Annotated in this window: 23 protein-coding genes; all 23 read right to left on the bottom strand. The window is 37.3% G+C overall.

From position 1 onward, the window contains the following. Positions 1 to 4 precede the first annotated feature (4 nt). The 23 genes from essC to arcC all read right to left on the bottom strand — a co-directional run bounded on the left by essC (position 5) and on the right by arcC (position 26,361). Positions 5 to 4,501 carry a type VII secretion protein EssC gene (gene essC / locus LMOATCC19117_RS00360; RefSeq protein ID WP_003734178.1) on the bottom strand — a complete coding sequence of 1,499 codons (4,497 nt, stop codon included), beginning with the start codon at positions 4,499 to 4,501 and terminating at the stop codon, positions 5 to 7. 13 nt (positions 4,502 to 4,514) lie between these two features. Further along, the gene (gene essB / locus LMOATCC19117_RS00355) at positions 4,515 to 5,711 is read right to left on the bottom strand and encodes a type VII secretion protein EssB (RefSeq protein ID WP_003724888.1); all 1,197 of its coding nucleotides are present in this window, start codon (positions 5,709 to 5,711) and stop codon (positions 4,515 to 4,517) included. 21 nt (positions 5,712 to 5,732) lie between these two features. Continuing rightward, the gene (locus LMOATCC19117_RS00350; protein WP_003721683.1) at positions 5,733 to 5,984 is read right to left on the bottom strand and encodes an EsaB/YukD family protein; all 252 of its coding nucleotides are present in this window, start codon (positions 5,982 to 5,984) and stop codon (positions 5,733 to 5,735) included. 17 nt (positions 5,985 to 6,001) lie between these two features. Next, entirely contained in the window at positions 6,002 to 6,517 is a 516-nt protein-coding gene (gene essA / locus LMOATCC19117_RS00345; protein WP_003724887.1) for a type VII secretion protein EssA, read from the bottom strand. Next, entirely contained in the window at positions 6,507 to 9,713 is a 3,207-nt protein-coding gene (gene esaA, locus LMOATCC19117_RS00340) for a type VII secretion protein EsaA (protein ID WP_003727549.1), read from the bottom strand. The genes essA and esaA overlap by 11 nt, the downstream gene beginning before the upstream one ends. A gap of 148 nt (positions 9,714 to 9,861) precedes the next feature. Beyond that, positions 9,862 to 10,155: a WXG100 family type VII secretion target gene (locus LMOATCC19117_RS00335; RefSeq protein ID WP_003734179.1), complete on the bottom strand. Its 294-nt coding sequence runs from the start codon at positions 10,153 to 10,155 to the stop codon at positions 9,862 to 9,864. Positions 10,156 to 10,457: 302 nt separating this feature from the next. Beyond that, positions 10,458 to 11,750: an adenylosuccinate synthase gene (locus LMOATCC19117_RS00325; protein ID WP_003724884.1), complete on the bottom strand. Its 1,293-nt coding sequence runs from the start codon at positions 11,748 to 11,750 to the stop codon at positions 10,458 to 10,460. A 258-nt stretch (positions 11,751 to 12,008) separates the two neighbouring features. Next, the gene (gene dnaB / locus LMOATCC19117_RS00320; protein ID WP_003721677.1) at positions 12,009 to 13,361 is read right to left on the bottom strand and encodes a replicative DNA helicase; all 1,353 of its coding nucleotides are present in this window, start codon (positions 13,359 to 13,361) and stop codon (positions 12,009 to 12,011) included. Positions 13,362 to 13,385: 24 nt separating this feature from the next. Then, on the bottom strand, positions 13,386 to 13,832 hold the full coding sequence (gene rplI / locus LMOATCC19117_RS00315) for a 50S ribosomal protein L9 (protein WP_003734181.1): 447 nt from the start codon (positions 13,830 to 13,832) through the stop codon (positions 13,386 to 13,388). A 2-nt stretch (positions 13,833 to 13,834) separates the two neighbouring features. After that, on the bottom strand, positions 13,835 to 15,808 hold the full coding sequence (gene pdeA, locus LMOATCC19117_RS00310) for a cyclic-di-AMP phosphodiesterase PdeA (RefSeq protein WP_003721675.1): 1,974 nt from the start codon (positions 15,806 to 15,808) through the stop codon (positions 13,835 to 13,837). A gap of 166 nt (positions 15,809 to 15,974) precedes the next feature. Continuing rightward, positions 15,975 to 16,703 carry a LytR/AlgR family response regulator transcription factor gene (locus LMOATCC19117_RS00305; RefSeq protein WP_003721674.1) on the bottom strand — a complete coding sequence of 243 codons (729 nt, stop codon included), beginning with the start codon at positions 16,701 to 16,703 and terminating at the stop codon, positions 15,975 to 15,977. Between the two features lie 18 nt (positions 16,704 to 16,721). Beyond that, positions 16,722 to 18,017 (bottom strand): sensor histidine kinase, encoded by a 1,296-nt coding sequence (locus LMOATCC19117_RS00300; protein ID WP_003721673.1) that lies wholly within the window; start codon positions 18,015 to 18,017, stop codon positions 16,722 to 16,724. 95 nt (positions 18,018 to 18,112) lie between these two features. Further along, on the bottom strand, positions 18,113 to 18,274 hold the full coding sequence (locus LMOATCC19117_RS00295) for a cyclic lactone autoinducer peptide (protein WP_003721672.1): 162 nt from the start codon (positions 18,272 to 18,274) through the stop codon (positions 18,113 to 18,115). Further along, on the bottom strand, positions 18,258 to 18,872 hold the full coding sequence (locus LMOATCC19117_RS00290; protein ID WP_003727551.1) for an accessory gene regulator ArgB-like protein: 615 nt from the start codon (positions 18,870 to 18,872) through the stop codon (positions 18,258 to 18,260). The genes LMOATCC19117_RS00295 and LMOATCC19117_RS00290 overlap by 17 nt, the downstream gene beginning before the upstream one ends. Positions 18,873 to 19,128: 256 nt before the next feature. Continuing rightward, positions 19,129 to 19,740, bottom strand: a complete 612-nt coding sequence (locus LMOATCC19117_RS00285; protein WP_003724879.1) for a PepSY domain-containing protein — start codon at positions 19,738 to 19,740, stop codon at positions 19,129 to 19,131. Positions 19,741 to 19,892: 152 nt separating this feature from the next. Continuing rightward, complete coding sequence (gene rpsR, locus LMOATCC19117_RS00280) at positions 19,893 to 20,132, bottom strand: 30S ribosomal protein S18 (RefSeq protein ID WP_003721669.1); 240 nt, start codon at positions 20,130 to 20,132, stop codon at positions 19,893 to 19,895. A 43-nt stretch (positions 20,133 to 20,175) separates the two neighbouring features. Continuing rightward, positions 20,176 to 20,712, bottom strand: a complete 537-nt coding sequence (ssb, locus tag LMOATCC19117_RS00275; protein WP_003721668.1) for a single-stranded DNA-binding protein — start codon at positions 20,710 to 20,712, stop codon at positions 20,176 to 20,178. 55 nt (positions 20,713 to 20,767) lie between these two features. Then, positions 20,768 to 21,061 carry a 30S ribosomal protein S6 gene (gene rpsF / locus LMOATCC19117_RS00270; protein ID WP_003721667.1) on the bottom strand — a complete coding sequence of 98 codons (294 nt, stop codon included), beginning with the start codon at positions 21,059 to 21,061 and terminating at the stop codon, positions 20,768 to 20,770. Positions 21,062 to 21,339: 278 nt separating this feature from the next. After that, positions 21,340 to 22,572 carry an arginine deiminase gene (gene arcA, locus LMOATCC19117_RS00265; protein ID WP_003743334.1) on the bottom strand — a complete coding sequence of 411 codons (1,233 nt, stop codon included), beginning with the start codon at positions 22,570 to 22,572 and terminating at the stop codon, positions 21,340 to 21,342. A 78-nt stretch (positions 22,573 to 22,650) separates the two neighbouring features. Continuing rightward, positions 22,651 to 23,310: a DedA family protein gene (locus LMOATCC19117_RS00260; RefSeq protein ID WP_003721665.1), complete on the bottom strand. Its 660-nt coding sequence runs from the start codon at positions 23,308 to 23,310 to the stop codon at positions 22,651 to 22,653. A gap of 103 nt (positions 23,311 to 23,413) precedes the next feature. Beyond that, on the bottom strand, positions 23,414 to 24,193 hold the full coding sequence (locus LMOATCC19117_RS00255) for a MurR/RpiR family transcriptional regulator (protein ID WP_003724877.1): 780 nt from the start codon (positions 24,191 to 24,193) through the stop codon (positions 23,414 to 23,416). A 16-nt stretch (positions 24,194 to 24,209) separates the two neighbouring features. Further along, the gene (aguA, locus tag LMOATCC19117_RS00250) at positions 24,210 to 25,319 is read right to left on the bottom strand and encodes an agmatine deiminase (protein ID WP_003734183.1); all 1,110 of its coding nucleotides are present in this window, start codon (positions 25,317 to 25,319) and stop codon (positions 24,210 to 24,212) included. 100 nt (positions 25,320 to 25,419) lie between these two features. After that, the gene (gene arcC, locus LMOATCC19117_RS00245) at positions 25,420 to 26,361 is read right to left on the bottom strand and encodes a carbamate kinase (RefSeq protein ID WP_003727553.1); all 942 of its coding nucleotides are present in this window, start codon (positions 26,359 to 26,361) and stop codon (positions 25,420 to 25,422) included. Between the last annotated feature and the right edge of the window lie 8 nt (positions 26,362 to 26,369).

Below are 26,369 nucleotides of genomic sequence, written 5' to 3'. Positions count from 1 at the left end.
TTCCTTACACCTCTTCTTCATATTTTGCAATTTTTATTTTTTGCCACTCTTGTCCTGCTATTACATAACCTTCCTCAGGTAATAATTCTTGTTCTCTATAAATATTAAACGAGAAGGAGAATGGGCTTGAATTCGATAGTCGATCAAAGAATATATAGTTTCTTTGAGCTTGAACAGCTTTATTCAAATCACCATATCCTTTAAATGCTTGAATCGAACCACTTAAAATTAAATAGCAACCATATGTTTTTCCATTGTTAATCATATCTATTAGAACTTTTTGGTCTTCTTCATCAAGAGTTTTTAGTAAGATATCGTAATCTCCTACGAAAGCAACTATATCTTTTAATCCTTGAATCATGGCAGTTACGCCTAAATTATCTCCTGCTTTTCGAAGTTCATCTGCTTTTTCAGTTCTGGATTGATAAATAGAGAGTACTTTTTTCATATTCTGCTTCAAATCCTCTGTGTTGTTACTGTATAAATTGGCTTTAGTAGACATTTCCACTAAATCAAAATTCGCTGTGTCGCTAATTAAGAGAGAAATATTTGGATTTTGCACAAGAGAATTAGCTACATTTTTATTTATGCTTACTAAGTTTCGTCCAATTACATCTGCAATAATTAGTACTCCGGTTTGCTTGTAATCAATGCCTACTGGTTTTACGTATTCAAAATCAACTCCGATAGGTATATTTCCATTTGCAACGACCTCTTTAGTTTCCATCCATTCACAAAAATCAGCTAGTTTAATTTTTTCTGGAATCATTGGTACGCTCTCTGGAAGTTCTCCTTGCCAACCTTCTCTCATTAATTTTGCTTCATTTCGAATACCTTCAATCTGTTGAATTGTTTCTTCTCCGTGCGATGGTAACGTCGTTTGAAATGTTGTAACTGTTTCTAATTTTACAAGCGCTCTTCCTGGATACTCTTCAAGTGGTGTATCCGTTCGACCAACAGTTGATGATATATCATTTTTATCAATTAGATATAAAGCAATCATTTGTTTAATATTAGTAGCCATTTGTGTTCTCAAACTCATATGCCTTGATGCGCTAATAATCATAAACATTCCAATGGATGCACCTTCACGAGTAATTTGAGTAATGATTTTTTCAAAATCATCCCCTAAGCCTGCATCTTTTACAGCGTCGTAATTATCTAGAACAACAATAATATTAGGTAGTTCTTTTCCACTTGCTCTTTCATACTGCTCTATATTTGCAACACGATATTGGCTAAGAAGCTTCTTCCTTGTTTTTATTTCATTTAGGCAGATTCGTAAAAATTTCTGTATTTTTTCAACTTCATCCACCATCATTGTATCAGCAATATGTGGCAGATCTACTAGAGGTAGCAACCCATTCGTCCCAAAATCCAACAAATAAACATGCAGTTGCTCTGGATTATGTTGACGCGCTAAATCCATCACTAAACTTTGCAAGAAGGTTGATTTCCCAAACCCTGGGCTTGAGAATACAGCCACGTGTCCATCTTTTGTTAAATCTAGTGTTAGTGGGACTTGTGCTTGTAATTCGGGTTGATCCAGTAAACCAATTGTTGCTTGAAGTGGTTTTTTCGGTTCTTTCCATGCTTCTTCAAAATTGACTGGATGTAAGTCTTGGGCGAAAATTCGTTCAGGTAGAGGCGGCAACCAAGGTCTCGGCAACGCCTCAATCCCAGAAGCCTCCGTATACGCATGAATATGATCAATCACCGCATCAAGTTCACTCGGCAACTTAGTCAAATCATCCTTCTTATCTAATCCGCTCAAATCCTCTGTCAAAATATCATACTGACCTAAATCATTAATCGCATAAATCGTCGTATCAATATAATCCGTGCTTTCCTTATCTGGCACGTAATCCGCACCACTCCAAGCACTTTGGAACAGTTCGTAAATTTCGTTATTACCAACTTGCAAGTACGAACGGCCTGGTAGTGTGATTTCTGCTGCGTCTGGTGTTTTCAAAATTTCGTTTGAATCGCTGGCGTTTTGTACTTTGAGGGCTAGTTTGAATTTGGAGTTGGACCAGATTTGGTCATCCACGACGCCACTTGGTTTTTGGGTTGCTAGGATTAAATGGATTCCGAGTGAACGCCCGATACGTGCTGTCGAAACAAGTTCTTTCATGAATTCTGGTTGTTCTGATTTCAACTCGGCGAACTCATCTGAAATAAGGAATAAATGCGGCATTGGTTCGGTCGCTTTTCCTTGTTTGTATAGTTTTTGGTATTGGTTGATGTGGTTAACATCGTGCTCGCCAAATAACCGTTGCCTTTTCTGCAATTCGGCTTTGATGGAAGCTAGTGCACGCATGGATTGCGCGCCGTCCAAGTTTGTAATTGTTCCCAGTAAATGTGGCATATTTTTAAATAAGTTCGCCATACCGCCGCCCTTATAGTCAATCAGCAAGAACGCGACTTCATATGGGTGGAAATTGACGCCAAGTGAGATAATGTAAGACTGAATGATTTCTGATTTACCAGAACCAGTTGTTCCGGCTACCAAACCATGCGGCCCGTGTGCTTTTTCATGTAAATTCAGTTGAACAATATCATCTTTTCCGCGCAAGCCAAGTGGTACAGCAAGACTCTTATACGTTTCATTTTTCGCCCAGCGTCCAGCAATGTTTAACTCTTCGACGCGCTCTACACCGTACATTTCAAGAAAAGTAACGGATTCTGGGATCGAGTTTTTCAAGTTTTGAAGATGGTTTAGCGGCGCAAGAGCCCGGCTGATTACTTCTTTGTCAAAATCTGCTGGCAAATGATCCGGCACGAACGCTCGGTTTACAAGGTCGCCTTGTTCCAAAATAATGTTCCCGCTCTTCGCATCACGAATATCCACGACCGTTTTCACGTGTTCTGGCAAGCTCTCCATTACGTCCTGTACGAACACTAAAGAAACACCTAGTTCGCTTGGATCTTCATTGAAGAATTCCATAACCGTGTGATCGAGTACTAATTTTTCGTCGGTAATTAAAACCACATAATGTGGCGTAAAGTATAATTTTTCCTGTTTGCTCGCTTGTTCAGTAAGCGCTTGTTTACGCTCTTTTAAAATTTGATAAAGCGAGTTCAACACTTGGTCGCGCGAACGTTCATGGTAAACAAAACCACGCACATTCACATCACGCATATTCGCATGCGGTAGCCAGCGCATCCAGTCCCAATCCGCTTTCTCTTCTTCTGGGAAAATCGTAATAAATTGCAAATCATAATAACTATGGAAAAGGGATGTTTGCATTACTAACATTTGCAGTTGTTCTAATACTAAACGGCGTGGCCCGATATACCCCACTGGTCCGTGCATTAAATCTGTCGCAACTGGCACTTCATTGATTGATAAATATTGCCCTTTAATTTTCACAGCTTCTTCTACAAGTTCGTCTTTTTCTTGGCTGAACTCTTCCTGTTGGAATTCCACGGAAAAGCTACTTGCTTCGTCGCCTCGACCAACTCGGAAAGTCAAGAAATCATGATGGAACATTGTTTTTTCGTAAATCCGCGAATCCACACGTAACGCCATTTTTTCTAGTTCAGTTACGTCTGGATAGTGATAGGTTAAAGCGTGACGCTGTTTTTCGCTTGTTTCGTGCAATTCTTTCGTTTTTCGTTTTAAATACAAATCGTAGCTTTCCACGCGTTGTTTGGAATCGATTTTGTATTTTTTACGTGATTTTATGTAGTTAAGAATCGCCATTGTGATTGTCACTGCTGACATTGCGATTGTCATAATAATATAAAGTCCACGTGGTTGGAAAATGGAAATCATGACCGTAATTGCCACCATGATAAGGGGTGGTAAAATAATTTTAATTAAGCCATCTGTTGGTTTTGAGGGTTTACTTGACGGTTTCGCCATGCTGATTTTTTCTTCTGGCGCACGGTAAATAATCCGCGGTGAACGGTGGTAATCCGGATAATCTTCCCCGAACGAATTGTCCGCAGCAAATAAAGGCGCTAATTTGCTCGTCACGCGATTTTTCACAGCTAGCACACTAATATCTTCTTTTCCGATTGTAATCGTCACACCGTCCGTATAGAGCTGATCACCCGGTTCTAGAACGCAGTCTTCCGTTACTAGAGAAAAGTTATGATAAACTTCGCCATTTAAGACTTGTAACTTAAACAGTTTTTCCTTTGCATCACGTAAAAGTATAAAATCTGATTTTGTATCATCTAATGTGACATCATTTTCTATTCCAACGCCAAATGTCACAGAAATATTCGTTACAACATCATAAACTTGTGTATGTAAATCTTGGCATAGATAGAATGCTAAGTTCTCTACATTTACAGCTTGATTCGCTTGGAGCGCTGTTGTTCCAGCATTCCAAGAGCCTTCATCGTATTTAACTTCAATCGCCTCAGCCAGTTCAGGATAAGTGATTTCGTGTTCGATTGTATTCCCAATTGTCACGACTTTTTCAGGAGACAAGTGGTTTTTATGACATTGCTGCCCGTTACTAACAATTAATAAAGCCTCTCTATTCATGGTCCATTCTCCCTTATTTTGCTTCTGTATTTGTTGTTTCATCTTCAGTTGTAGTTGATTCATTTACTTTTTCATCGTATTCTTTCAAGCTTTCTTCCAAAGTTTTTAGTTTTTCCACTTTTTCATCGCCGCTTAATGTTGTATCACTTTGTACCTGTTCAATTTGTTTTGTTAAACTGTACATCGCAAGCGTTGGGTCGTCTAAAAGTTTGGCAATATCAAGTGATTTACTAAATTCTCCGCGACCATTGTAAATCCAGTAAAGTAAGTTTTTGGCGTCAGATTTTAAGCTGATTGTATTCATAATGTTTTCTTTCTTTTTATCGCTCATTTTTTCGCCTTTAACATAGGAATAAGCTAATTCATATTGGACAGACTGCGGCATTTTTTCTGGATCCACATTTTCTAGACCTGTAATCACTTTATCGTAATCTGTTTTCAGGAAATTCTCGTTTGCCGTTAGTAAATCATTTTGCAGAGGGACTTTAACGAAGGCAAAATAACTTACTGGAATTGCAAGTAAAATAGCGACGATAATGAAACCAACCGCCAACCCACGGAAAGTACTGTATTTTTTCTTCGGTACGCTTGCCATATTTTTTTGAACCGCCGCATGTTCTTTCACGTATGCTTCTTCTAAAATAGTAGCAATATCTTGCACCGTTTTTGCATCTAATATACTCTTCTCAAATTGCGTTCCTCTAGCCCCTGATAGCGAGCCATTGTACAAGTTTTCAAAAGAGAATTTCTTAGAAAACATCGCAATAACGAAACATTGATATTGTTTGAAAAAAGTTTCTTCTGTTAGTTCATAAGGCGGTAATATATTTTTAATGCCCCGATGAACAATACTTGGCACTAGGTTAATATCGAAAATCAGATTATCCGGGTGTAAAAAGAATGTATAGCGCGTGTTTAACAATTCGCCTAAATCCGCAATATTCCGCAGTGCGCGCAGTTTATCTTCACGTCCCATTTTTCGAACTTGTTCAAATCCATAAGTACGTTTCGCAATCTCATAAGAAATTGTATACGAATCGCTATCACTTGAGATTTTTGCAGGAGTAAAATGTGTCGCAGGTTTTTCTAATAGTTCTAGTTGTGCGAGTTCTTTAGCGCGTGTTTTTGATTTTGGAAACGTAATGCTCCAAACTAGATCCTCATAAGTAAAATCGTAAGTTGTTCCGTCCATTTCAATTGTCTTATTCATCGTTTTTATTCTCCTTTTTTTCTATAAAATTTCTAAGATGTCTCCGTCCGCAATTTGAAAATTAGTCAATTTGTCATCATCGCTTAGTAATATCGCTTTATTCGTTGTTTTTATCGTACATTTGGACAAATCTTTGTAATCGATTTTGAGCGTTTCTGCCAAATTGATAATTAATGCTTTGATTGGTTGATGCACCGGAATTCGCAAATCATACTTGCTTGCTCCCCAATTAGTGAAATCAACTGTCACATTCATATGTGTGTTTTTAGCCATTTAAAACTCCCCGCTTTCTATTCAAAAACATTGCGCGCAGCCACATAAATCCCGCCTGCTAAAGCTACAAGTGTTCCTGCAATTGCTCCACCAACTGTTTTTTGTTTTGTTTTTTTCGTTTCATCTTCTACTGTTGTTTCCGTAGTAGTAGGTGTTTCCGTGTTTACAGCTGTTGTCTCGTACTCGTCTGTAAACAACTTCTCTTTCGTTTTTTTCACTGTTTCACCAGATGTAGATTCCTCTTCAAAAAGTGAGTCTTTAATCCGGTCATATTCCGCTTTCTCTGCCGCTTTTTCTTTGGCGATTTTTTCGTCCATTTCGTCAGTAAAAAGTGGAATTCCGTTCTTATCGAGCTCCGTTTCCTCCATCTGTTCTAGTTCTTTTGTTTTTTCTTCTTCTGTTTTTTGAAGTCTATCTGTTTTGATGTCCATTTTCCCATTGTTTTCTAAATAGCTATCTGAATCCGCAGCGAGAACTCCCGGAGCAAAAGCAAAACAAAGTAACATAAGTAGTGCTGCTATTTTAAATTTCATCTGAATCGTCCTCCTCTACTTCTTCTTTAGAACGGTGCCAGACAAATAGGTTGAGACCAGTAAATAATAGAGCCGCCCCAATCAAACTGTATACGACAATAATGTAATCTTTCTGGGCACTTAAAATCCCATTCAATAAGTATTCCATGTATTGAAGTGGCGAGAACGTTCTGAACGTCGCGAAAATAGATTCATTATCAATGTTAAGTCCAACTGCATCCGTTAAGAATAGATACAAACTTAAAACGAGTAAAATAATCGACATCCCAATCATGTTGAACTGACGTAATAAATATGAAAAAGCAGTAACTAACGTCATCATAATTAGAACGCAGACACCTATCCATAGGAACATCCCAATTTCTCCAACTTCAAAAATAAATCCTGAAATGGCGCCTATTATGAGCCCCTCAATAATCCCAACACAAATCGCTAGGAAAGTAATTGGAATATTTTTAAAGACAAGCGACATTTCTTTCTCAAATTCATTTAATTGTTCACGTTTTTTCTCTTGGTGTGAAATAACGTAGCTAGTGAAAATTGCCAGAATCGTACAAATCAAAATCATGAAGTATGGCATTGATTTGTCACCCGCAACAATAGTCCCAGCATTCATCTTATCGACCGGACTACTTAAGAAACTATATAGATTTTCATTTTGTCGATCACCAACACGGCTATTTTCCATAACCTTAGCGAAATTTTTCTGGAACGTTTCGTCGTCTTCCAATTTTTCGCTTAAATCATCGGATAGTGTAGATGCTTCTTTTACTAAAGTTTCTCCGCTTTGTTGAATATTTTTGGCTTCCTTATCAATCGCATCAAAAGTTTTGTACACGACTTCCGCTGACTTCAAATTACCTTCAGAAGTACCAGCTAACGATTCACTTTCCGCTAAAAGCCCGGCAAACTCGGAGCTTAATTGCAGTGCCATCGTGGCTTCTTCGCCAGATTTTTCTAAAACAACGCCATTTTCTTCTATTAAACCTTTGCTTGCCTCTCGCCAAGATTCTAGGTTTTGCAACGTTAACGCTAGATTTGTATTTAAATTAATAGCTTCTTGCGTCGTTTCGTTTAATCTATTTGTTACGTCTTCTGATCTGGAATTGGCCTCAGCCATTGTATTTTTGTAGTCATCAATTCGCTTCTCAAAAGCTTTGATTTTTTTCGTATAATCTGCCACAAACCGATCTGTAGTAAGATTTACAAAGCTACCAATCACATCTTCTTTATTAAAAATATAATAATACGAGGATGCTTTCGCAGAATTTTCTAATGTCACTTGATAATTACTAAAATCCGGTATTTGTCCAGAATCACTCGCATCAATTCCGTAATATAAATCAAATAATGCTTGTAGTTTATAGTAATCTTTTACTGTATTAGTAATTGCTTTTACAGAACTCTTCGTCTCATTCAAATATGTTGGTGCAGTGACCTTAATCGGTACAGGTTCTTTTCTAACTATTAATGAAGTATCCGGGGTAGTAGGATCAAGCTCTGATGGAATTGTTGGCATTTCACTATATTCTTTTTTCTCATATTGCTGCAGTGTAGCATTCCAATTTACAGCACCAATTAATGGAACATTCACACCTTCTCGCAACTTCGCTTTTCCGGTGATTTTAATCTCTGCCGGTGTACTTCCAAGCGCCTGTATACTAAGCTTTATGCCATTTTCTCCGTATGCGGTTTGTTGAACTAACTCTGGATTACTGCTTCCATTAACCAAACAATCAACATCTGAAAAAGTGAAATTTTCATCTAAAGTTAGAATTATTTCTGTTGGATAATCGCTACCTTCCACCGTATAGGAACTGCTTTCTAGCGTGACCCCTTCGGATTTCAATCGATTAATCGTATCGCTTTTCAGTGTGTCAGTTGGTAGAGTTTTGGGATCAGTCGTAAAGCTAAAACCTTCGCCAAAAGCACTGCGATGGTTACTATAATATTCCTTAGAGAGCGTTACAACATTTTTGTACATCTCTTCATCAAGCCCAATCGACGCTAATTGATCCGCATTATATGTTGGTAATGATTGTATTTCCTTAACAATCATTTTGTTAAAGCCAGCATTAATATCTTCTCCGGTCAAATCTTTAAGCCCAATTTCATTCAACTTATCCGAGTACTCGTTTTCTCGTAAAATACGCAACAAGTCATTATAAACAGCCGTCCGAAAATCATTTTCGAGCGTTCCCATAATCTCGGCATCCACCGCATCAATCCGTGCATTGGTTTCAGCTATATAGCTCTGTAAGGCCTGTGTTTGTGATAACAATGAATTACTATCTTCTAAAATTTGAAATTCTGAAGTCATTTTCGCATTGGCTTGTTCTAAAGCGGCCGTTTGCATTCGAATATCTTCTGCTGATAAAGTGCCATCAAATTTTGACAAGTTTTCTGTGAATTCTGCCCCAAAAGGAGCATTTTCCTCTTGTGTTTTTGTATAAGCATCCATGTTTTTCATATGTTCTTCGTTTTCTTTTTGAGAGAGATTTAGGCTTTCCTCAAATTCTTTCATAATATCTTGGAAACCTTGGAAGCTCTCTTTAGAAGTTCCTGTGTAGTCTTGCACCGTTTTAAACTGTTTTGTGTAGCTGGATAACGGATTATTTACATCTTTGTTGTAGATAGCGTCATACTTTTTCTCTTCTTTAACTAGGGTTCCAATATTATCCTGCGCTTCTTGTAAAGTTGTTAAAATGCTTGCAAAATAAACATCAATAATTCGTGAATTGAAATCTTCCAATACAGAAGCTGCTGTTTTTTCGGCTTCCGCTTTTAAATCGCTATTTCCTACATCGTTAACTTTGTAGCTAATTGTCACTTTTTCCGGGGCGCTCGAAGTCATTGACATTGCTTTTTCAGAAAAGTCACTCGGGATAACGATCATCATATTGTATACATCTCGTTTTAAGCCACTTTCTGCAACTCCGCGGCTAACAACGTACCATTCATGCGTATCATCTTTTTCAATACTTTTAACAAATTGATTACCAAACTCCACTTGTTTCCCTTGGAAGTTGTCTCCTTGGTCCTCATTTACGAGTGCGATGGTCATCTTGTGTGTTTTTTCACTATTATTTTTAGACTCCTTATTCGAACTTTGATTCAAAGCCAAATAAGTAATTCCTGCCGAAAGAAAAATCGCCAAGACTAAAAAGAGTAAAATACTCCATTTTACTTTCTTCATTCATGTCCCACTCCCGCTGTGTCTTTTTTATATAAATACCTTTTTAGGCATAAGCTTTCTATGTTTAGAAAAAGCCATGCAAAAAACTGCATGGCTTTTCGTAAAGCATCCAACGATATTTGTATGTATGCCCCACTTTTTGTTGATTTTAGAATCCGAAGTTTTGAGAAAGTTGTTGATCGTGCTCTTCTACTGCGTTTGCTGTCTTCTCAAGTTGATCGTTAATTTGATCCATTAAGTTTGCGAATTCAGTTACTTTTGGTTTTAATTGTTCAAATTGATCATCAAAACGCACAAAAGCTTGACCTTCCCATTCGCTACGTAGTTGTTCTTGTAGTTGACTTAAACGACTTAGAATATCCTCAATATCCCGACCACTTTGACCGTAAGTTTTCGCGCGATCACGTAGTTCGCTTGGACTCATACGAATTTGACCTGACATTCACTTCATCTCCTCTTATTATCTATTGTGAATAAGATATCACTCTCAAATTATAACATGAATTCACAAAGTAAAATGTGACAAAAATACGAATAAAACTCCTATAAAGACTTGATAATAGGTCTTTTAAAAACAACATCACTATACAAAAAGATGCCTTTTTCACAAACACCTTCCCCTTTTGTTAACTTTTTCAATTTTTCGGATAAAAAATTGTATACTTTTCCAGAATCACTATTATTTTTATACAGCAAAAAAGCCCATCCAAGAATACACCTTAGATGGGCTTGATATTTATTTTATTAAGCTAAACGCCAAACGCTTTTAATGACATGTGTTTGAGCGCGATCAGGGCCTACAGAGAACATAGAAACCTGCACACCAGTTAGCTGTGCAATACGCTCCATGTAATGGCGGCAGTTCACCGGAAGATCATCGAGTGATGTAACTCCAGTAATATCTTCCGTCCAGCCTGGAAGTTCTTCATATACAGGTTCGCAACGAGCTAGATCTTTCAGACTTGCCGGGAACTCTGTAATTGTTTTTCCGTCTAATTTGTAAGCTACGCAGATTTTAAGTGTTTCAATTCCTGTCAAAACATCCAGTAGTGTTAACGATAAATCTGTTAAGCCACTAACACGACGCGCATGGCGAACCACTACACTGTCAAACCAACCTACACGGCGCGGACGACCAGTCGTTGTACCATACTCATGACCAACCTCACGGATAGTGTCCCCAATAGTATCGAATAATTCTGTTGGGAAAGGACCATCACCAACACGTGTTGTATAAGCTTTCGCCACACCAACAACATGATTGATTTTTGAAGGACCTACGCCACTACCGATAGTTACGCCACCAGCAATCGGGTTACTTGAAGTTACAAATGGATATGTTCCTTGATCAATATCAAGCATAACCCCTTGCGCACCTTCAAATAATACACGTTTACCATCATCTAATGCGTCATTTAAAACAACAGATGTATCGCAAACATATTCTTTAAATTGTTGACCATAGTCATAATATTCTTCTAAAATATCTTCTAGTTTAAAGCCTTCTAGTTCGTAAAAACGTTCTAATAAACGGTTTTTCTCGCCAAGATTATGCTCTAATTTCTCTTTAAATGTTTCTTTATCTAATAAATCAATAATACGAATACCTACACGCGCTGCTTTATCCATGTAAGCTGGGCCAATACCTTTTTTCGTTGTACCGATTTTGTTTGCGCCCTTACGTTCTTCGTCAGCTTCATCAATACGAATGTGATATGGTAAAATAATGTGCGCACGGTTAGAAATACGCAAATTAGAAGTATCCACGCCTTTGTCATGAAGATATTTTAATTCCTCCACTAAAGCTTTTGGATCCACAACCATACCGTTACCAATGACACTAATTTTTTCTTTGTAAAAGATACCTGATGGAATTAAGTGTAATTTGTACGTTACGCCATCAAACTTAATTGTATGGCCTGCATTGTTCCCACCTTGATATCTAGCAATCGCTTCTGCATTTTCGGAAAGAAAATCTGTAATCTTCCCTTTTCCTTCATCGCCCCACTGTGTTCCTACTACAACAACTGAAGACATTTAAACACCTCATTTAATTGGTCTTTGATAGCTATGCGTTTTTCATAGCCTCTTCATTTTCCACTATACATTGTACCGTTTGCCACTAAAATAGTCAATGGATTTACGAACATTGATTTGTAAGGTAATTTTATCGTTCGCTTTTTTAATCTTTTTACGGGAATTTCAAAGTACATTAATAGTAATACGTTACCTTTTTGCATAAAATAAAAACCTTGCGAACTCCAAATCTAATTTGAATTTCACAAGGTTTCCTCATTAAGCCATTGCGTCGTCGTACCGCACTTCTAAATTCACAAACTTATTGTATTCTTTTACAAAGGCTAGTTTCACGTCACCAACTGGACCATTACGTTGTTTCGCAATAATAATCTCAATCGTGCCATCATTTTCACCTTCCCGGTCATAGTAATCTTCCCGGTATAAAAAGGCTACGATATCGGCATCTTGCTCAATCGAACCAGATTCACGAATATCTGACATCATTGGGCGTTTATCTTGACGTTGCTCTACACTACGAGATAACTGCGAAAGTGCAATTACTGGCACTTCAAGTTCTCGCGCCAAAGCTTTTAACGACCGAGAAATTTCAGAAACTTCTTGTTGTCTATTTTCGCCACCACGACCGCTCCCTGCAATCAGTTGCAAGTAATCAATCACAATCATACCAAGACCAGTTTCTTGTTTTAAACGGCGACATTTGGAACGAATTTCATTCACCCGAACACCCGGCGTATCATCAATATATATCCCCGAATTAGAAAGTGTACCCATCGCGATTGTCAGCTTTTGCCAATCATCGCTCGTTAAAGCACCCGTCCGTAAATTCTGCGCATTAATATTTCCTTCCGCACAAAGCATCCGCATAACAAGTTGTTCCGCACCCATTTCCAAACTAAAAATGGCCACATTCTCGTCGGTTTTCGTTGCAACATTTTGCGCAATGTTTAGGGCGAATGCTGTTTTACCAACAGAAGGACGCGCGGCAACAATAATTAAATCATTCCGCTGAAATCCAGCTGTCATTTTATCCAGCTCGTTAAATCCAGTTGGAATCCCAGTAATATCACCTTTGCGATTATGCAAAATTTCAATATCATCATAAGTTTTAACTAGGACATCTTTAATATTCTTGAATGCACCAACATTTTTACGTTGCGAAACTTCCAAGATACTCTTTTCCGCTTCGTCCATAAGCATATCGAGCTCGTCTTCGCGCGAATATCCATCTGTTGCAATTTGGGTAGCAGTTCTAATTAAACGTCTTAGAAGCGCCTTGTCCTCGATAATATGGGCATAGTATTCCAAGTTAGCCGCAGTCGGTACAGCACCGGATAATTCCGTCAAATAAGGCAAACCGCCCGCATCTTCTAAATTACCCTTGGCAGCAAGCGCCTCATATACTGTTAAAACATCGACAGCCTTCCCGTGGTCGTTCAAATCAAGCATCGTTTCGAAAATGATTTGGTGACCAGTTCGATAAAAATCATCCGGCATTAAAATTTCAGAAGCGGTAATCAGCGCATTTGGCTCAAGAAATATCGCGCCCAGTACAGCTTGTTCGGCTTCAATATTTTGTGGTGGTGTTCTGTCCTGGAAATTATTATCCACTGTCTTACGCTCCCTTAAGAAAAATTATTCTTCACTCACATGTACATCAAGTGTTGCCGTTACTTCATGGTGCAACTTCACCGGCACCTTCGTATGCCCTAAAGTTCGAATTGCCTCTGGTAGATCCATTTTACGTTTATCTATTTTAATACCATGTGTTTTTTCAAGCGTTTGAGCAATTTGTTTAGATGTAATAGAACCAAACAATCTGCCGCCTTCACCAGACTTCGCTTTTAATTCCACTGTTAAATTTTCCATTTTTTCTTTCAAAGCTTTTGCTTCAGCTAGTTCTTCAGCAGCTAATTTATCTTCTTTTTTCTTTTGCGCTGAAAGAGTGCTTAAAGCCGCATTATTAGCCTCAACTGCGTAACCATTTTTAATTAAAAAATTGTTTGCATAACCATCAGCAACATTTTTAGTTTCACCTTTTTTACCTTTACCTTTTACGTCTTTCAAGAAAATAACTTTCATAATTATGTTTCTCCCTTCCAATACGCATCAATGGCGCTAATTAATTGTTTTTCTGCTTCTGCAATTGTAACATCTTTAAGCTGTGTGGCTGCATTCGATAAATGTCCGCCACCGCCTAGTTTTTCCATAATGACTTGCACATTGATTTGACCAAGCGATCTCGCGCTAATCCCGATTAATTTATCCGGACGTAGCGTAATAACAAAGGATGCCTGCACGCCTTCCATCGAAAGCATCGTATCTGCCGCCTGCGCAGCTATAACTGTGCCAAATTCCTCGTCTTCATGTCCAGTCGCAATCGCCATACCATCATGATAAATTTCAAGCGACTCAACTAAACGACTCCGCTGAGTAAAAGTAGTAATATCTTCCTTCAAAAATTGCTGAACCAAAATCGTGTCCGCACCAAGCGACCGTAAATAGCTCGCCGCATCGAACGTTCGCGACCCAGTCCGTAGCGTAAAGTTCTTCGTATCAACCACAATCCCGGAAAGAAGCGCCGTTGCCTCGATTTTCCCAACCTGCTCTAAATCCGGTTGATACTCAAACAGCTCCGTAATCAATTCGGCAGTAGATGACGCATATGGTTCGATATAAACAAGCACCGGGCTTCCAACAAATTCCTCTGAACGACGATGGTGATCGACAACCACCACATTCGTAGCCGAGTCAAGCAATTCCTTATTAATAACCATCGAAGGTTTGTGCGTATCAACAACCACAAGCAAACTCTTCTCCGTGATATTTTCTAGCGCGACTTGCGGTGTAACTATATTTTTAATCACATTTGGATATTCTTCAATTTCATTCATTAATCGCTTCACATCTGGACTCATTTTGCCAGGTTCCACGACCACATAAGCATTCCGATCATTCATCTCCGCAATCCGCATCACTCCAAGACTCGAACCAATTACGTCCATATCCGGATAGCGGTGCCCCATAACAAAAACTTGGTCACTTTGCGTAATCAACTCTTGCAAGGCTTGCGAGATAACACGTGCGCGAACACGAGTCCGTTTTTCCATCGGATTTGTTTTCCCGCCATAAAAACGCACTTTTCCTTCAGGTTGCTTAATTACGACCTGATCTCCGCCACGCCCTAAAGCAAGGTCCAGACTAGACTGTGCCAAATCGGCCAGCTGAATCAAATCATCTTCCTTATAACCAATCCCAATACTAAGCGTTAATGGAATATTTTGCTTCGACGTCCGTTCGCGAATCCGGTCCAAGATTTGAAACTTCTCTTCCTCCAACCGCTTCAACATTTCCTCCGTCAAAAAGGCCATAAAGCGGTCTGTCGAAATCCGTTTCAAATAAATACGATGTTCTCTGGCCCAGTTAGTCAACATCGACGTCACCAAATTATTTAAAGCACTGCGACGTCTATCATCCATGCCCTGCGCCCATTCATCATAATTATCTAAGAAAATAACCGCAAAAACAGATTTATTCGCCTGAAACTTCTTATTTAAATCATAATATTCTGTTCGGTCATATAAATACAAAATCCGTTCCTTACGCTTTACTATCGTATCAAAGCGGTGATCACGCCAAGCAATCGACATAATCCCCTTCTCATCATTCCCAGTAATAACGTCCAAAAATTCAGGTCCTACTTCTTCCAAAGATTCCCCAATTAGCTCTGCCTTATCAAAGTATTTCGACATAAACGGGTTAACCCATTCGATTTTGTAATGTTCATCATACAGAAGTATTCCCATCGGCATCTCAACAAGCGCTTCTTCTTCACTACGCTTAATCCGATACGTTAAATTAGAAACATATAGTTGCACATCTTCATTCAAGCGATATTCAAAATAAAACATCGCAACCGTAAGAATAATTCCGCCAACAACAACTAACGCCGATAACCACCACGAAAAAAAGAACGTGATTACGCTCAAAATAATTGTCGCTGCAATCAGACCGTATAGTGGATATTTAAGCATTCGTTTTTGAAAATAGCCTGACATTTCATCCAGCTCCCCATTTTTTTACATACCTTTTGTCTGAATTTGAGTATCTATATCATAACATAAACTTAACTAACAATTCATCACTATTATTTTACCTATATTTACCCATTTCATCAAATCCAAACTTGCCACTGTACAAAAAAAGCGACCTTTAAGGCCACTTTTATAAACTCAAGCTTTTAATTAATTTCGATGATGCGTAACAATTTTCACCGTTAGACATCTTCACCACACCTTTTGTCGTATCCAGCTCATGAATATTTTTCTTATTCACAATATACGACCTGTGGCACCGATAAAATGATTCGTCCAACATTTTCTCGATATTCTTCAACTTACCATAAAATTCCACTTGGCGATTTTTGCCATGTAAAATTACTTTATGAATAGTTGGGGCTGTTTCAAAAAATAAGATATCGTCTAAAAGTTCATGAATAATCTTCTTATCCGACACTTTAAACGTAAAATACTTCTGCATATCTTGATCATTGGAAATCCGTTCTTCTGCTTGCTTCATACAGGCAAGTACCCGGTCATGCAGCAAATCAATATCGTCTTTAATAATGTAATCAAGCGCTTCCACCTTATACGTGAAAGTCATATAACTTAACTCCGCATGTGTTGTAATAAAAATAATGAAACCACGCGGATCAAACTTCCGAATTTCCTGAGCTAATTCAAAACCATTCATGTCCGGCTGCCCTAAATCAATATCTAAAAAATAAAGCCCCATACCTTGATGTGTAGGCATTCGTGATACTAACTCAAACGGATCTCCTGTTGAAAGTTCTAACTTCATATCAAAATGTTCAACCATAATATAGTCTTCAATATATTTCGTTAACCTTTCTCGCTGCATTCTGTTATCTTCACAAATAAAAACCGGTAGCATAAATTCATCCCCATTCTTCTACATAATTTCTAATTCTTGAATAACTTCTCTATCGGTCACTTTCGTATCTAAGGCAACGTGCGAATATTTCTTCATAATTTCCCGCAAACTAGCAAGGCCTAATCCACGACCCTCTCCTTTTGTAGAGAAACCTTCTTCAAATATTTTATAAATCGGTGGCATATTTACTGGTAAACTATTCGCAAATACAATAATTATACTATCACCTTTTTTCACAAAAGCGATTCGTATAACTGGATTTTCACAAGTTAGCGCCGCTTCAACCGCATTATCTAGCAAAATCCCGACAACTTTGCACAAATCTATGCTATCCATCGAAATCTTATCAATCGGTTCAACTACTTCTAAAATTGCATCAATTTTCAACTCTTGAGCTCGTATTAATTTAACAGCTAGCAAACCCTTTAGTTCAATCACATGAATATTTTGAAGCAAAGAAATCTTATAGTTGTTAGATTCAATTGTTTTATTTATAGGTACAATATTATTTTCAAAGTAATACTTCAAACCCGGCATATCATTATTATCAATATATCCAACAAGTGTTGACAGGATATTCACATAATCATGACGAAAAACGCGCATTTCTCTATGCAGGGACTCTAATGTAGTAACATAATCCTGTAACTGTTCTAGCTGCTCCTTCTGATTCTGTACTTTAAGTTCGTTGGTTGCTGTATTAATAACAACCGTCACTATAACTATTAACAAAATGGTGTACCCTGTAAAAATAAGGGTATTAATCTTCAAAACTGATCCATCGAATCCCGCTATTGATCCCGCATAAATGTTCATATAGAATGCTAAGACAGTAAGAGCAACGATAGAAAAAATAATATATGCATATTTTCTATGTTCTACAAATCTAGAAATATTAACTTTTTCAATCAATTTTCTAAGAAGAAACGAAAATACCAACAAATTCGCCAACATTCCCGCACAATAAATTAACGTTGGTAACAGTTCATTAAATATCTCATCATATTTAAAGTTCAAGCCCGGTACTAAAATAAAACCTACTATAGAATCACTAATAGTAAGTAAAATAATAACCACAAGCGTAATAGAAGCTGAAACTACTACATTTTTATTTTTCCAATATAAGGCACTTACAAAAACAATCAATACAAAAATCATCGACCAGTATTGAACTAATGTAAATAAAGGGAAGGCTAGCATAGCAATTGCTATAGTAACCAATCCCTCTTTAATTGAAAAAACTTTGTTTGTTAAAATCTGGATTGCAATAAAAATACCCGTTATCTGTATAATTGCCATCAAAATACTAAACATATTAATCCTCCACTGTCTAAAATATCTATGTTTAAATATGTAAGTTTGCCTTCTTTTTATTTTAGCATGAATTTTGATGTTATACAGTTTTAAATTTATTTATTTTCGTTTTTCTCTTGCATTTTCACAAATGGACTTTTTGGTTCGTATACAAACATGAAACAAGCTTTACTCATAGAAGAATCCGCAACTTTCATGGATTGTTCTTCTAGTTTTCTAGAAAGGAATTTACCAACTGATTTATTCATATTTTTCATAGTTCCGATACCTCCTTTTCAATAGTTTGTAAGTAAGTGGATTAATACTTATCACCTGAAACAAAGATCCTACCATGATTAATGTTTTCATCTCTGCGAATGGTATTAGCAACGCAATTCCCGTTAAAATTAGCGTCCCTATCATCGCTTTTCTTTTTAGTGTTTTCCGGTGTTCTTCACCGATTAAAGGCAAACTTTCTGTGTCTGCCGGAGCGAATAGAAACATGTTGAGCAGTATAAATCCAAATGTACCTAAAACAATCCAATTATTAGAGGGGATATTTTGAAAAACAAATGGCGCAAGCACAAACATCATCAAGCTAATTAACGTGCAATTCAATGTTTTGGTTGCATGTAATCCAAAAGAATACCGTCTGAGCCATAAATATGACAGATGTACTGTCACTGTTTGCAGTAATAACCCTGTTACTAAGGCAATACCGTATACGAGAGCAAACTTCATGACATTAATTAGAATTATTTCCAGTCCATATTTTACTTTTAAATAACCTTCTTCATCATCTTTCCAGCGGTCTTTCGAAATCAGCACATCCGCCATTCTTTCTGACAAAGGGACTTTTGCAGTAAAATTACTCAACTAATTCACCTCCACTAATATTTTACAACGAATTTACCCATAATAACCAAAAATGTAATGAAATGTCCGATTCTTGTCATGAACGACCAAAAAAGAGCAAAATTGCCGATTTTTTGGATACATTTCAGAATATTCAATCGTGTAAAAAGGACTGTATGATAGGTTTAAAAACCCATATTAATATTTTATTTAAGTAAGTTTATTCATTAAAAAAGCCAACTGTAAAAGAATGTTCACAGTTGGCTTTTCCATTTTATTAATCGTCTTGTTCCGTTTGAAGAATTTCTAAAGTTTTTGCATTTAGTTTGATTTCGTATTTGTTATTATCTTGTTTTACTGTCACTTCATAATAAGTTGTATCTAATTCTCTTTCTATTTTCCAACTTGTTACGTCACCAGCTTGTTCAGAAACAGCCTTATCCATGGCTTCTTTTGGTGATTTAATTCCATCTAAGCTAAGTTTTTCGTTTTCTTTTTCAACTCCACCTGCATCTTCTCGGTCAAGTCGATCTGTTTCATCACTTAGTTGTTCTTTTGTTTCAGCATTGAATTTCATTTCGTATTCATTATCATTTGAAATCCCATCAACTTTATAGACATATTTTCCCAAGCTTTTCTCTAATTCAACGCTAGATATTTCTGCATCACTATGTTTGTCTTTGAATGCGTTAATCGCGTCTTCATAACTCATATCGAAGCTTTTGTTTTGCAAGCTATCTGATGAACTTTCATTATTACTGCTTTTGCTACTAGTAGTTTCATTGCTGCTATTATTTGATGATGTATCCTTATCATCATTAAAACTACATGCTGATAATGCTCCTACTAATAATACCGTCATCCCTACTGTTGCTAATTTTCTATACATAATTGTTTCCCCCTGTGCATTTTTTTACTTCTATATAAGAATAACATGAATAAATAGCATTAACTTCCTTCTTAGGTCCTAGGTTCACATGATCCAAGGTCTAATTTATGAAAAAACAGTCTAGAAATGAATTCTAGACTGTTAAAATTAATTTATTTTTCTTCAGCAACAAATGGTAGTAATGCCATTTGGCGTGAGCGTTTGATAGCAACAGTAAGTTTACGTTGATATTTAGCGCTTGTTCCAGTTACACGACGAGGTAAAATTTTACCACGTTCGGAAACGAATTTTTTAAGAAGTTCTACATCTTTATAGTCGATATGCGTAATACCATTGGAAGTAAAGTAACATACTTTTTTCCGACGGCGTCCGCCTCTGCGTCCTCCAGCCATTGAAAGTTCCTCCTATCTTAAAGTTCAAACCGCTAAAATGAATTTAGAATGGCAAATCGTCATCAGAAATGTCGATTGGCTTACCATCACTTGCAAAAGGATCATTATTAGTGGATTGATAATTTTGATTTTGAGATTGTTGCTGGTCCTGTCCGAATCCACCGTTATTTGTAGGTGCTTGTCCGAAGTTATTTCCACCGCTATTATAATTATTGTTGTTATTGCCACTTTGATAGTTATTTCCGCCACCGCCATTAGAATTACGCGGTTCAAGGAATTGAACACTCTCTGCTACAATTTCAGTCACATAAACACGTTTACCGTCGTTCCCCTCGTAATTACGAGTTTGAACACGGCCATCAACGCCCGCCATGCTTCCTTTCTTCAGGAAATTAGCAACGTTTTCTGCCGGTTTACGCCAAACAACACAATTAATAAAGTCAGCTTCTCGTTCTCCTTGTTGGTTAGTGAAAGTGCGATTTACAGCTAATGTAAAAGTCGCAACAGCCACACCAGCTGGAGTGTAACGTAATTCAGGATCTTTTGTTAAGCGTCCTACAAGTACTACACGATTCATCATGCAAAACCAACCTCCTCTCGTTTAGTAAATCAAGGTCCTAGCCTTGAATGAATTCTTATGCTTCTTCTTTAATTACCATATGACGAATGATATCATCAGAAATTTTAGCTAAACGGTCAAATTCGTTGATAGAATCTGCTTTATCAGCGTTTAATTTCACGATGTGGTAAAAACCATCACGATAGTCATTGATTTCGTATGCTAAGCGACGTTTACCCCATTCTTTTGATTCGATGATCTCCGCACCATTTTCAGTTAAGATTCCGTCAAAGCGTTCTACAACAGCTTTTTTCTCATCTTCTTCAATGTTTGGGCGAATGATGTACATAATTTCGTACTTTCTAGCCATCTACTCTACACCTCCTTGTGGTCTTAAGCGGCTCTGATATAGCATGAAACCATACCATATCCCTGAAATTCAGACTGCCTTTAGCAAGCCTTAAAATCAAGAGCGAGCAAGGAATAATTTATAATTACTCACAATAAAATATTATATCATAGCGCTAACTAACCAGCAAGATATTTCTCGAAAATTCTGGTTTGAAAACACTATAGCACATCTCAAAATAGCCGGCAATACTTTTTACGAAAGTCTTGTTTTGCAGGGGAATTCTCGTTTTTAAAGACTTATTTTAGATTTTCTCTAACAAGCGGCATCGTCATACATCTTGGCCCCCCGCGGCCTCTAGAAAGCTCCGAACTAATCACTTCATGAACCTTAATACCCGCACTTCTTAACAGATCGTTTGATACTTGATTTCGATCATATGTAATTACTTCTCCAGGAGCAATTGCTAACGTGTTTGCCCCATCATTCCACTGCTCTCGCGCCGAAACAATTACATCTTCTCCGCCACAAGGAATAAAATCAATTTCTGGCTCATCCAAAACCTCCGCAATCACGCGCTGAAAATCTCTTCGCGGAGTAATTTCTAATCCATTCTCACTTTTTTCTAAAATGTATATATTAAGTTCTCCTTGTTGATTTTGAATTGCTGGATGAATCGTGAACTGTGCAAAATTAACCATGGTGAAAACCGTATCCAAATGCATAAATGACCTTGTTTCAGGAATTTCAACAGCTAAAACTCGTTTAATTTTTGGAGAACGACTAAATAAACTTTCTGCAAGCCGTTCGACTGCTCGTGCATCCGTTCGCTCAGATACACCGACAAGAACAGTCTCTTCATTTAGAACTAACTCATCTCCACCTTCTAAAGAAAACGGCTCTCCGCGCCCTGACCATACCGGAATTTCTTGATTACTAAAACGAGGATGATGTTTCAAAATCAGCTCGATAAACATCGACTCTCGCCTTCTAGCTGGCTGGAACATTCTATTAATCGTCACACCGTTACCAATAACAGCTGCTGGATCTCGAGTGAAATACAAATTTGGTAATGGATCTAGGAAAAATGGATATTGTTCGTCCATCATTTCATTTAAGTGTTTCTTTTTGCGTTCGGGGATTTCTGATTTTTTTAAACCGGACATAAGTTTTCTAATCATTTCTTCCTCGTCAAAAGACATCAAATAATCTCGTACATATAGCGCACTTTCGTCCATTTGATTGGATTCTTTAATCATTTTCGTTAAAAAAGACTCTTTATTGTTAGCTTCTCGTAATGCTTCAGCAGCTAGTTTTTCTAAGTAGAGTACTTCGATGTTTGAATCTTTCATTGTTTTAGCAAAAAAATCATGTTCCTTCTGCATCATTTTTAAATACGGTATATCATCAAATAATAAAGATTCTAGGTATTCTGGTGTGATATTTTCGAGTTCAGAACCCGGCCTCTTTACAAGAACTGTTTGGAGTTTGCCAATTTCAGATGTAATATTCAATGCTTGTTCCATTTTCATCACCTCTTCCTAACTAATTACCCCAAAAGTTTGTCATGTATGCGAGAGATTTCCCGGGAAATAAAAAAAGCACAGAGATTATTCTGCGCTTTTTTTGTCCATTTTACTTTTAATGAACGAAACTACCATTGGGATAACGGAAACTACGATAATTCCGATTACTACTAACGAGAAGTTGTCTTTAACGATTGGGAAGTTCCCGAAGAAGTAACCCGCGAGCGTACAAAGTAATACCCAAACAGTTGCCCCTAAAATATTATAATTTAAGAAATAACGATAATTCATACGGCTTGCTCCAGCTACAAATGGCGCGAACGTGCGAATAAAAGGCATGAACCTAGCAATAAAAATTGTTTTTCCACCATGTTTATTGAAGAACGCCTCCGCTTTTTCCATTTTTTCTTTATTTATTAGTTTCCCAAACCAGCTATCTTCTGGTATGGATGTTCCAATCTTTTTACCGATATGATAGTTCACTGTATCGCCTAGAACTGCTGCTAACCATAAAGTAATAATTAGCGGAACAATATGTAAAATCGAACCATCTAATACAGATAATGCACCGGCTGCGAATAGTAATGAATCTCCTGGTAAAAATGGAAATACTACCAATCCAGTCTCTATAAAAACAATCAGGAACAAAATAATGTAAGTCCAAATTCCAAAATTATTTATAATCTCCACTAAATGTTGGTCAATGTGCAAAATAAAATCAATGATATAGGTAATAAAATCCACCAGGCACTCACTTCCTTTTCTTTTTTTAAAAGTCAAAGTTCATTTTACCACAAGTCAAGTCTCCTTGTATCAGACTTGTGACTTATTTATCAATTCTTAACAATTAAAAACTACTAGTTTCATCTTCCATAAACTGGTATAAGATTAGCTCCATAATTGCAATTGTAGAGATGCGAGAAGTAATATCTAAATTATTCATTTCAATTTCATCTGTAAAAATATATAAATTAATATCACTCATATTTTGAATAATATTATTATCAGCCCCAGTAATCGAAATCAACATGGGCGTTTCATTTCTGCTTTTTAGTTTTTGGGCAGTTTGGATTAATTCAATGTCATGTCCACCGTACGTAAGGATAAAAACTAAATCATCTTTACCAATATGCGGCAATACAGCTTGGCGATACTGATAATCTTCAGGAAACTCTACCAAAAATCCGCTCATTGTATAGAGATATTTGATGTATTTCGCAGCATGTTTACTCAGCCCTTTAGCAAAAAAATAAATTCGCGGTTTGCTTACTAGTTTTTTGGTGATTTTCTTGATTTTACTTGGTTCTAAAACTCGGACAGATTCAATAATGTTTTTCAAATATTCTTCACGATAATCCGACTGTTCTACGACAAATGGGGACGGTTTTAGCTCTGTATGCCCAAGTAAAGTGAACTTTAAGACTGTTGTAAACTCGCTATAACCAGTAAATCCAAGCTTTCTTACAAAACGCAAAAAAGTTGTTGTTGAAACAAAGCATTCTGCAGAAACTTCTCGAATACTTTGATTTTTAATTAAATTCATATTCTTAACGACATAGTCAAATAAAATCCGCTCATTCCGAGTTAGGGAAGCTACAGTCTTACTGGAAATTTCGAAAAAGTCCATACTTCAAGTCTCCTTTTTATTCACGTATCGTACTTTTATCAGGGAGATGTTGCGTGATACAGTGAATATTTCCGCCGCCTAGCAAAATCTCACGTGCTTTAATCCCCACAATTTTTCTATCAGGATATAACTGTTCAAGTAATTCCTGCGCATCTTTATCTTTTGGATCATCAAACAATGGGAAAATAATAGCACCATTCGCTGTATAGTAATTTACATAACTAGCAGCTAATCGATCTCCAGCCTGTCTAGGGAAAGTTCCATTAATCGCCTCCACACCTTCGCTCTCTGTTTGCGTAATAAGTACTGGATCCGGACAATGTAGTTTATGTATTATAAAAGTTCTTCCCTTAGCATCTGTTTGGTTAGCTAAAATATCATAGCATTCTCTTGAAATTTCATACTGCGGATCACTTTTGTTATCCGTCCACGATAAAACAACTTCGCCAGGTGCCACAAAGTTAAAAATGTTATCTACATGTCCGTTTGTTTCGTCAAGATAGAAGCCATGCTTAAGCCAAATTACCTTTTGTACATGGAAATATTTTTTTAAAGTTTGTTCGATTTCTATTTTGGTTAAATTCGGATTCCTTCCTTCTGATAACAGACACTCTTCTGTCGTAACCAGCGTCCCTTCACCGTCTACATGAATGGAACAACCTTCTAAAATAAAATCATTCTGTGAGTAGTAATCAAGTCGCTCTAAATCACAAACTTTTTTTGCAATTTGATTATCTTTATCCCACGGAAAATATAGACCATCAAGAAGACCACCCCAAGCATTAAATCCCCAGTCAACACCACGCATTTCTCCCTTATCATTCACCAAAAAACTTGGTCCATAATCGCGTATCCACGCATCATCATTACTCATTTCGATAACACGAATGGTATCCGGAAGTTCTTTACGAGCATTTTTATATTGATTTGGTGATACAAACATAGTGACTGGCTCAAAATTTGAAATAGCGACTGCAACTTCTTTATAGTTTTGTTGCGCTGGCTTTCCACCAAGCCGCCAGTTATCAGGTCTTTCTGGCCAAATCATGAAACAGCCAATATGAGGTTCGTATTCTCCTGGCATTCTGAATCCGTCCTCTACCGGCAACCCTTTCAGTTGTCCCATCCTCATTCTCCTCCTATTACTTCATAACCACATTATACATGAAATACTGTTTTACAAGACAAAAACCGAGTAACAAGTACCCGGATTTCGCCCTATTCTACTAGCCCGCAATAATCACTGTCCCTGCCCCATGTTCTAGCATGGCGCCAATATTTTCAAGCGAGGTGATTATTGCTTTGGCATTTGGTCTTTCTTTGACAAAAGCTGTTGCTGCTTCGATTTTGGGCAACATACTTCCTGCTGCAAATTGTTTCTCATCAATATATTTTTCTAATTCTGAAACGGTAACTCTTTCAAGTTTCTTTTGATTTGGCTGATTATAATTGATATAAACATTTTCCACCCCTGTTAAAATAACCAACAAATCCGCACTAATTAGTTCTGCAAGTTTTTCAGAAGCAAAATCTTTATCGATTACGGTCTCTACCCCAGATAAATCAAGGCCATTTTCAACGACCGAAACTCCGCCTCCACCAGCAGAAATAGTCACAACACCACTATCAACCAATTGTTTAATAATTTGATGTTCTTTAATACTAAGCGGGCGAGGAGATGGTACAACTTTACGGTAACCTCGACCAGCGTCCTCAAGAAATATTGCACCAGTTTCTGCCATTTCCTTTTCAGCCTCTTCTTTAGTAAGAAAAGGCCCAATTGGTTTGGTTGGTTTTTTAAAAGCAGGATCATCTTTATCCACAACAACTTGTGTAATTAATGAAACCGCTACTTTATCTAGCCCGTGTTTTAAAAATGCTTTATCTAACGCATTTTGCATCCAGTAGCCAATACTCCCTTGCGTCATTGCGACACACGTATCAAGCGGCATTGCTGGATTCTTTTCAGAAGCTCCCGCATGTTGTTGCAGCATCAGGTTGCCTACTTGCGGTCCATTTCCATGCGAAATAATTAAATCATCCCCGTTTTCGATAAATTGCACCAAATATTCGGCTGTTTTTTCAAGTGCACTTTGTTGCGCTTCAGCACTGGCATCACTCGATAAAATTGCATTTCCACCTAGTGCCACGACTATTTTTTGATTCATGCTGTTCA

Origin of the sequence: Listeria monocytogenes ATCC 19117 (assembly GCF_000307025.1) — a bacterium.
GTDB lineage: Bacteria > Bacillota > Bacilli > Lactobacillales > Listeriaceae > Listeria > Listeria monocytogenes_B.
Note: the sequence above shows the minus strand (reverse complement) of the source record. Positions and strands in the feature narration are given on the sequence as shown.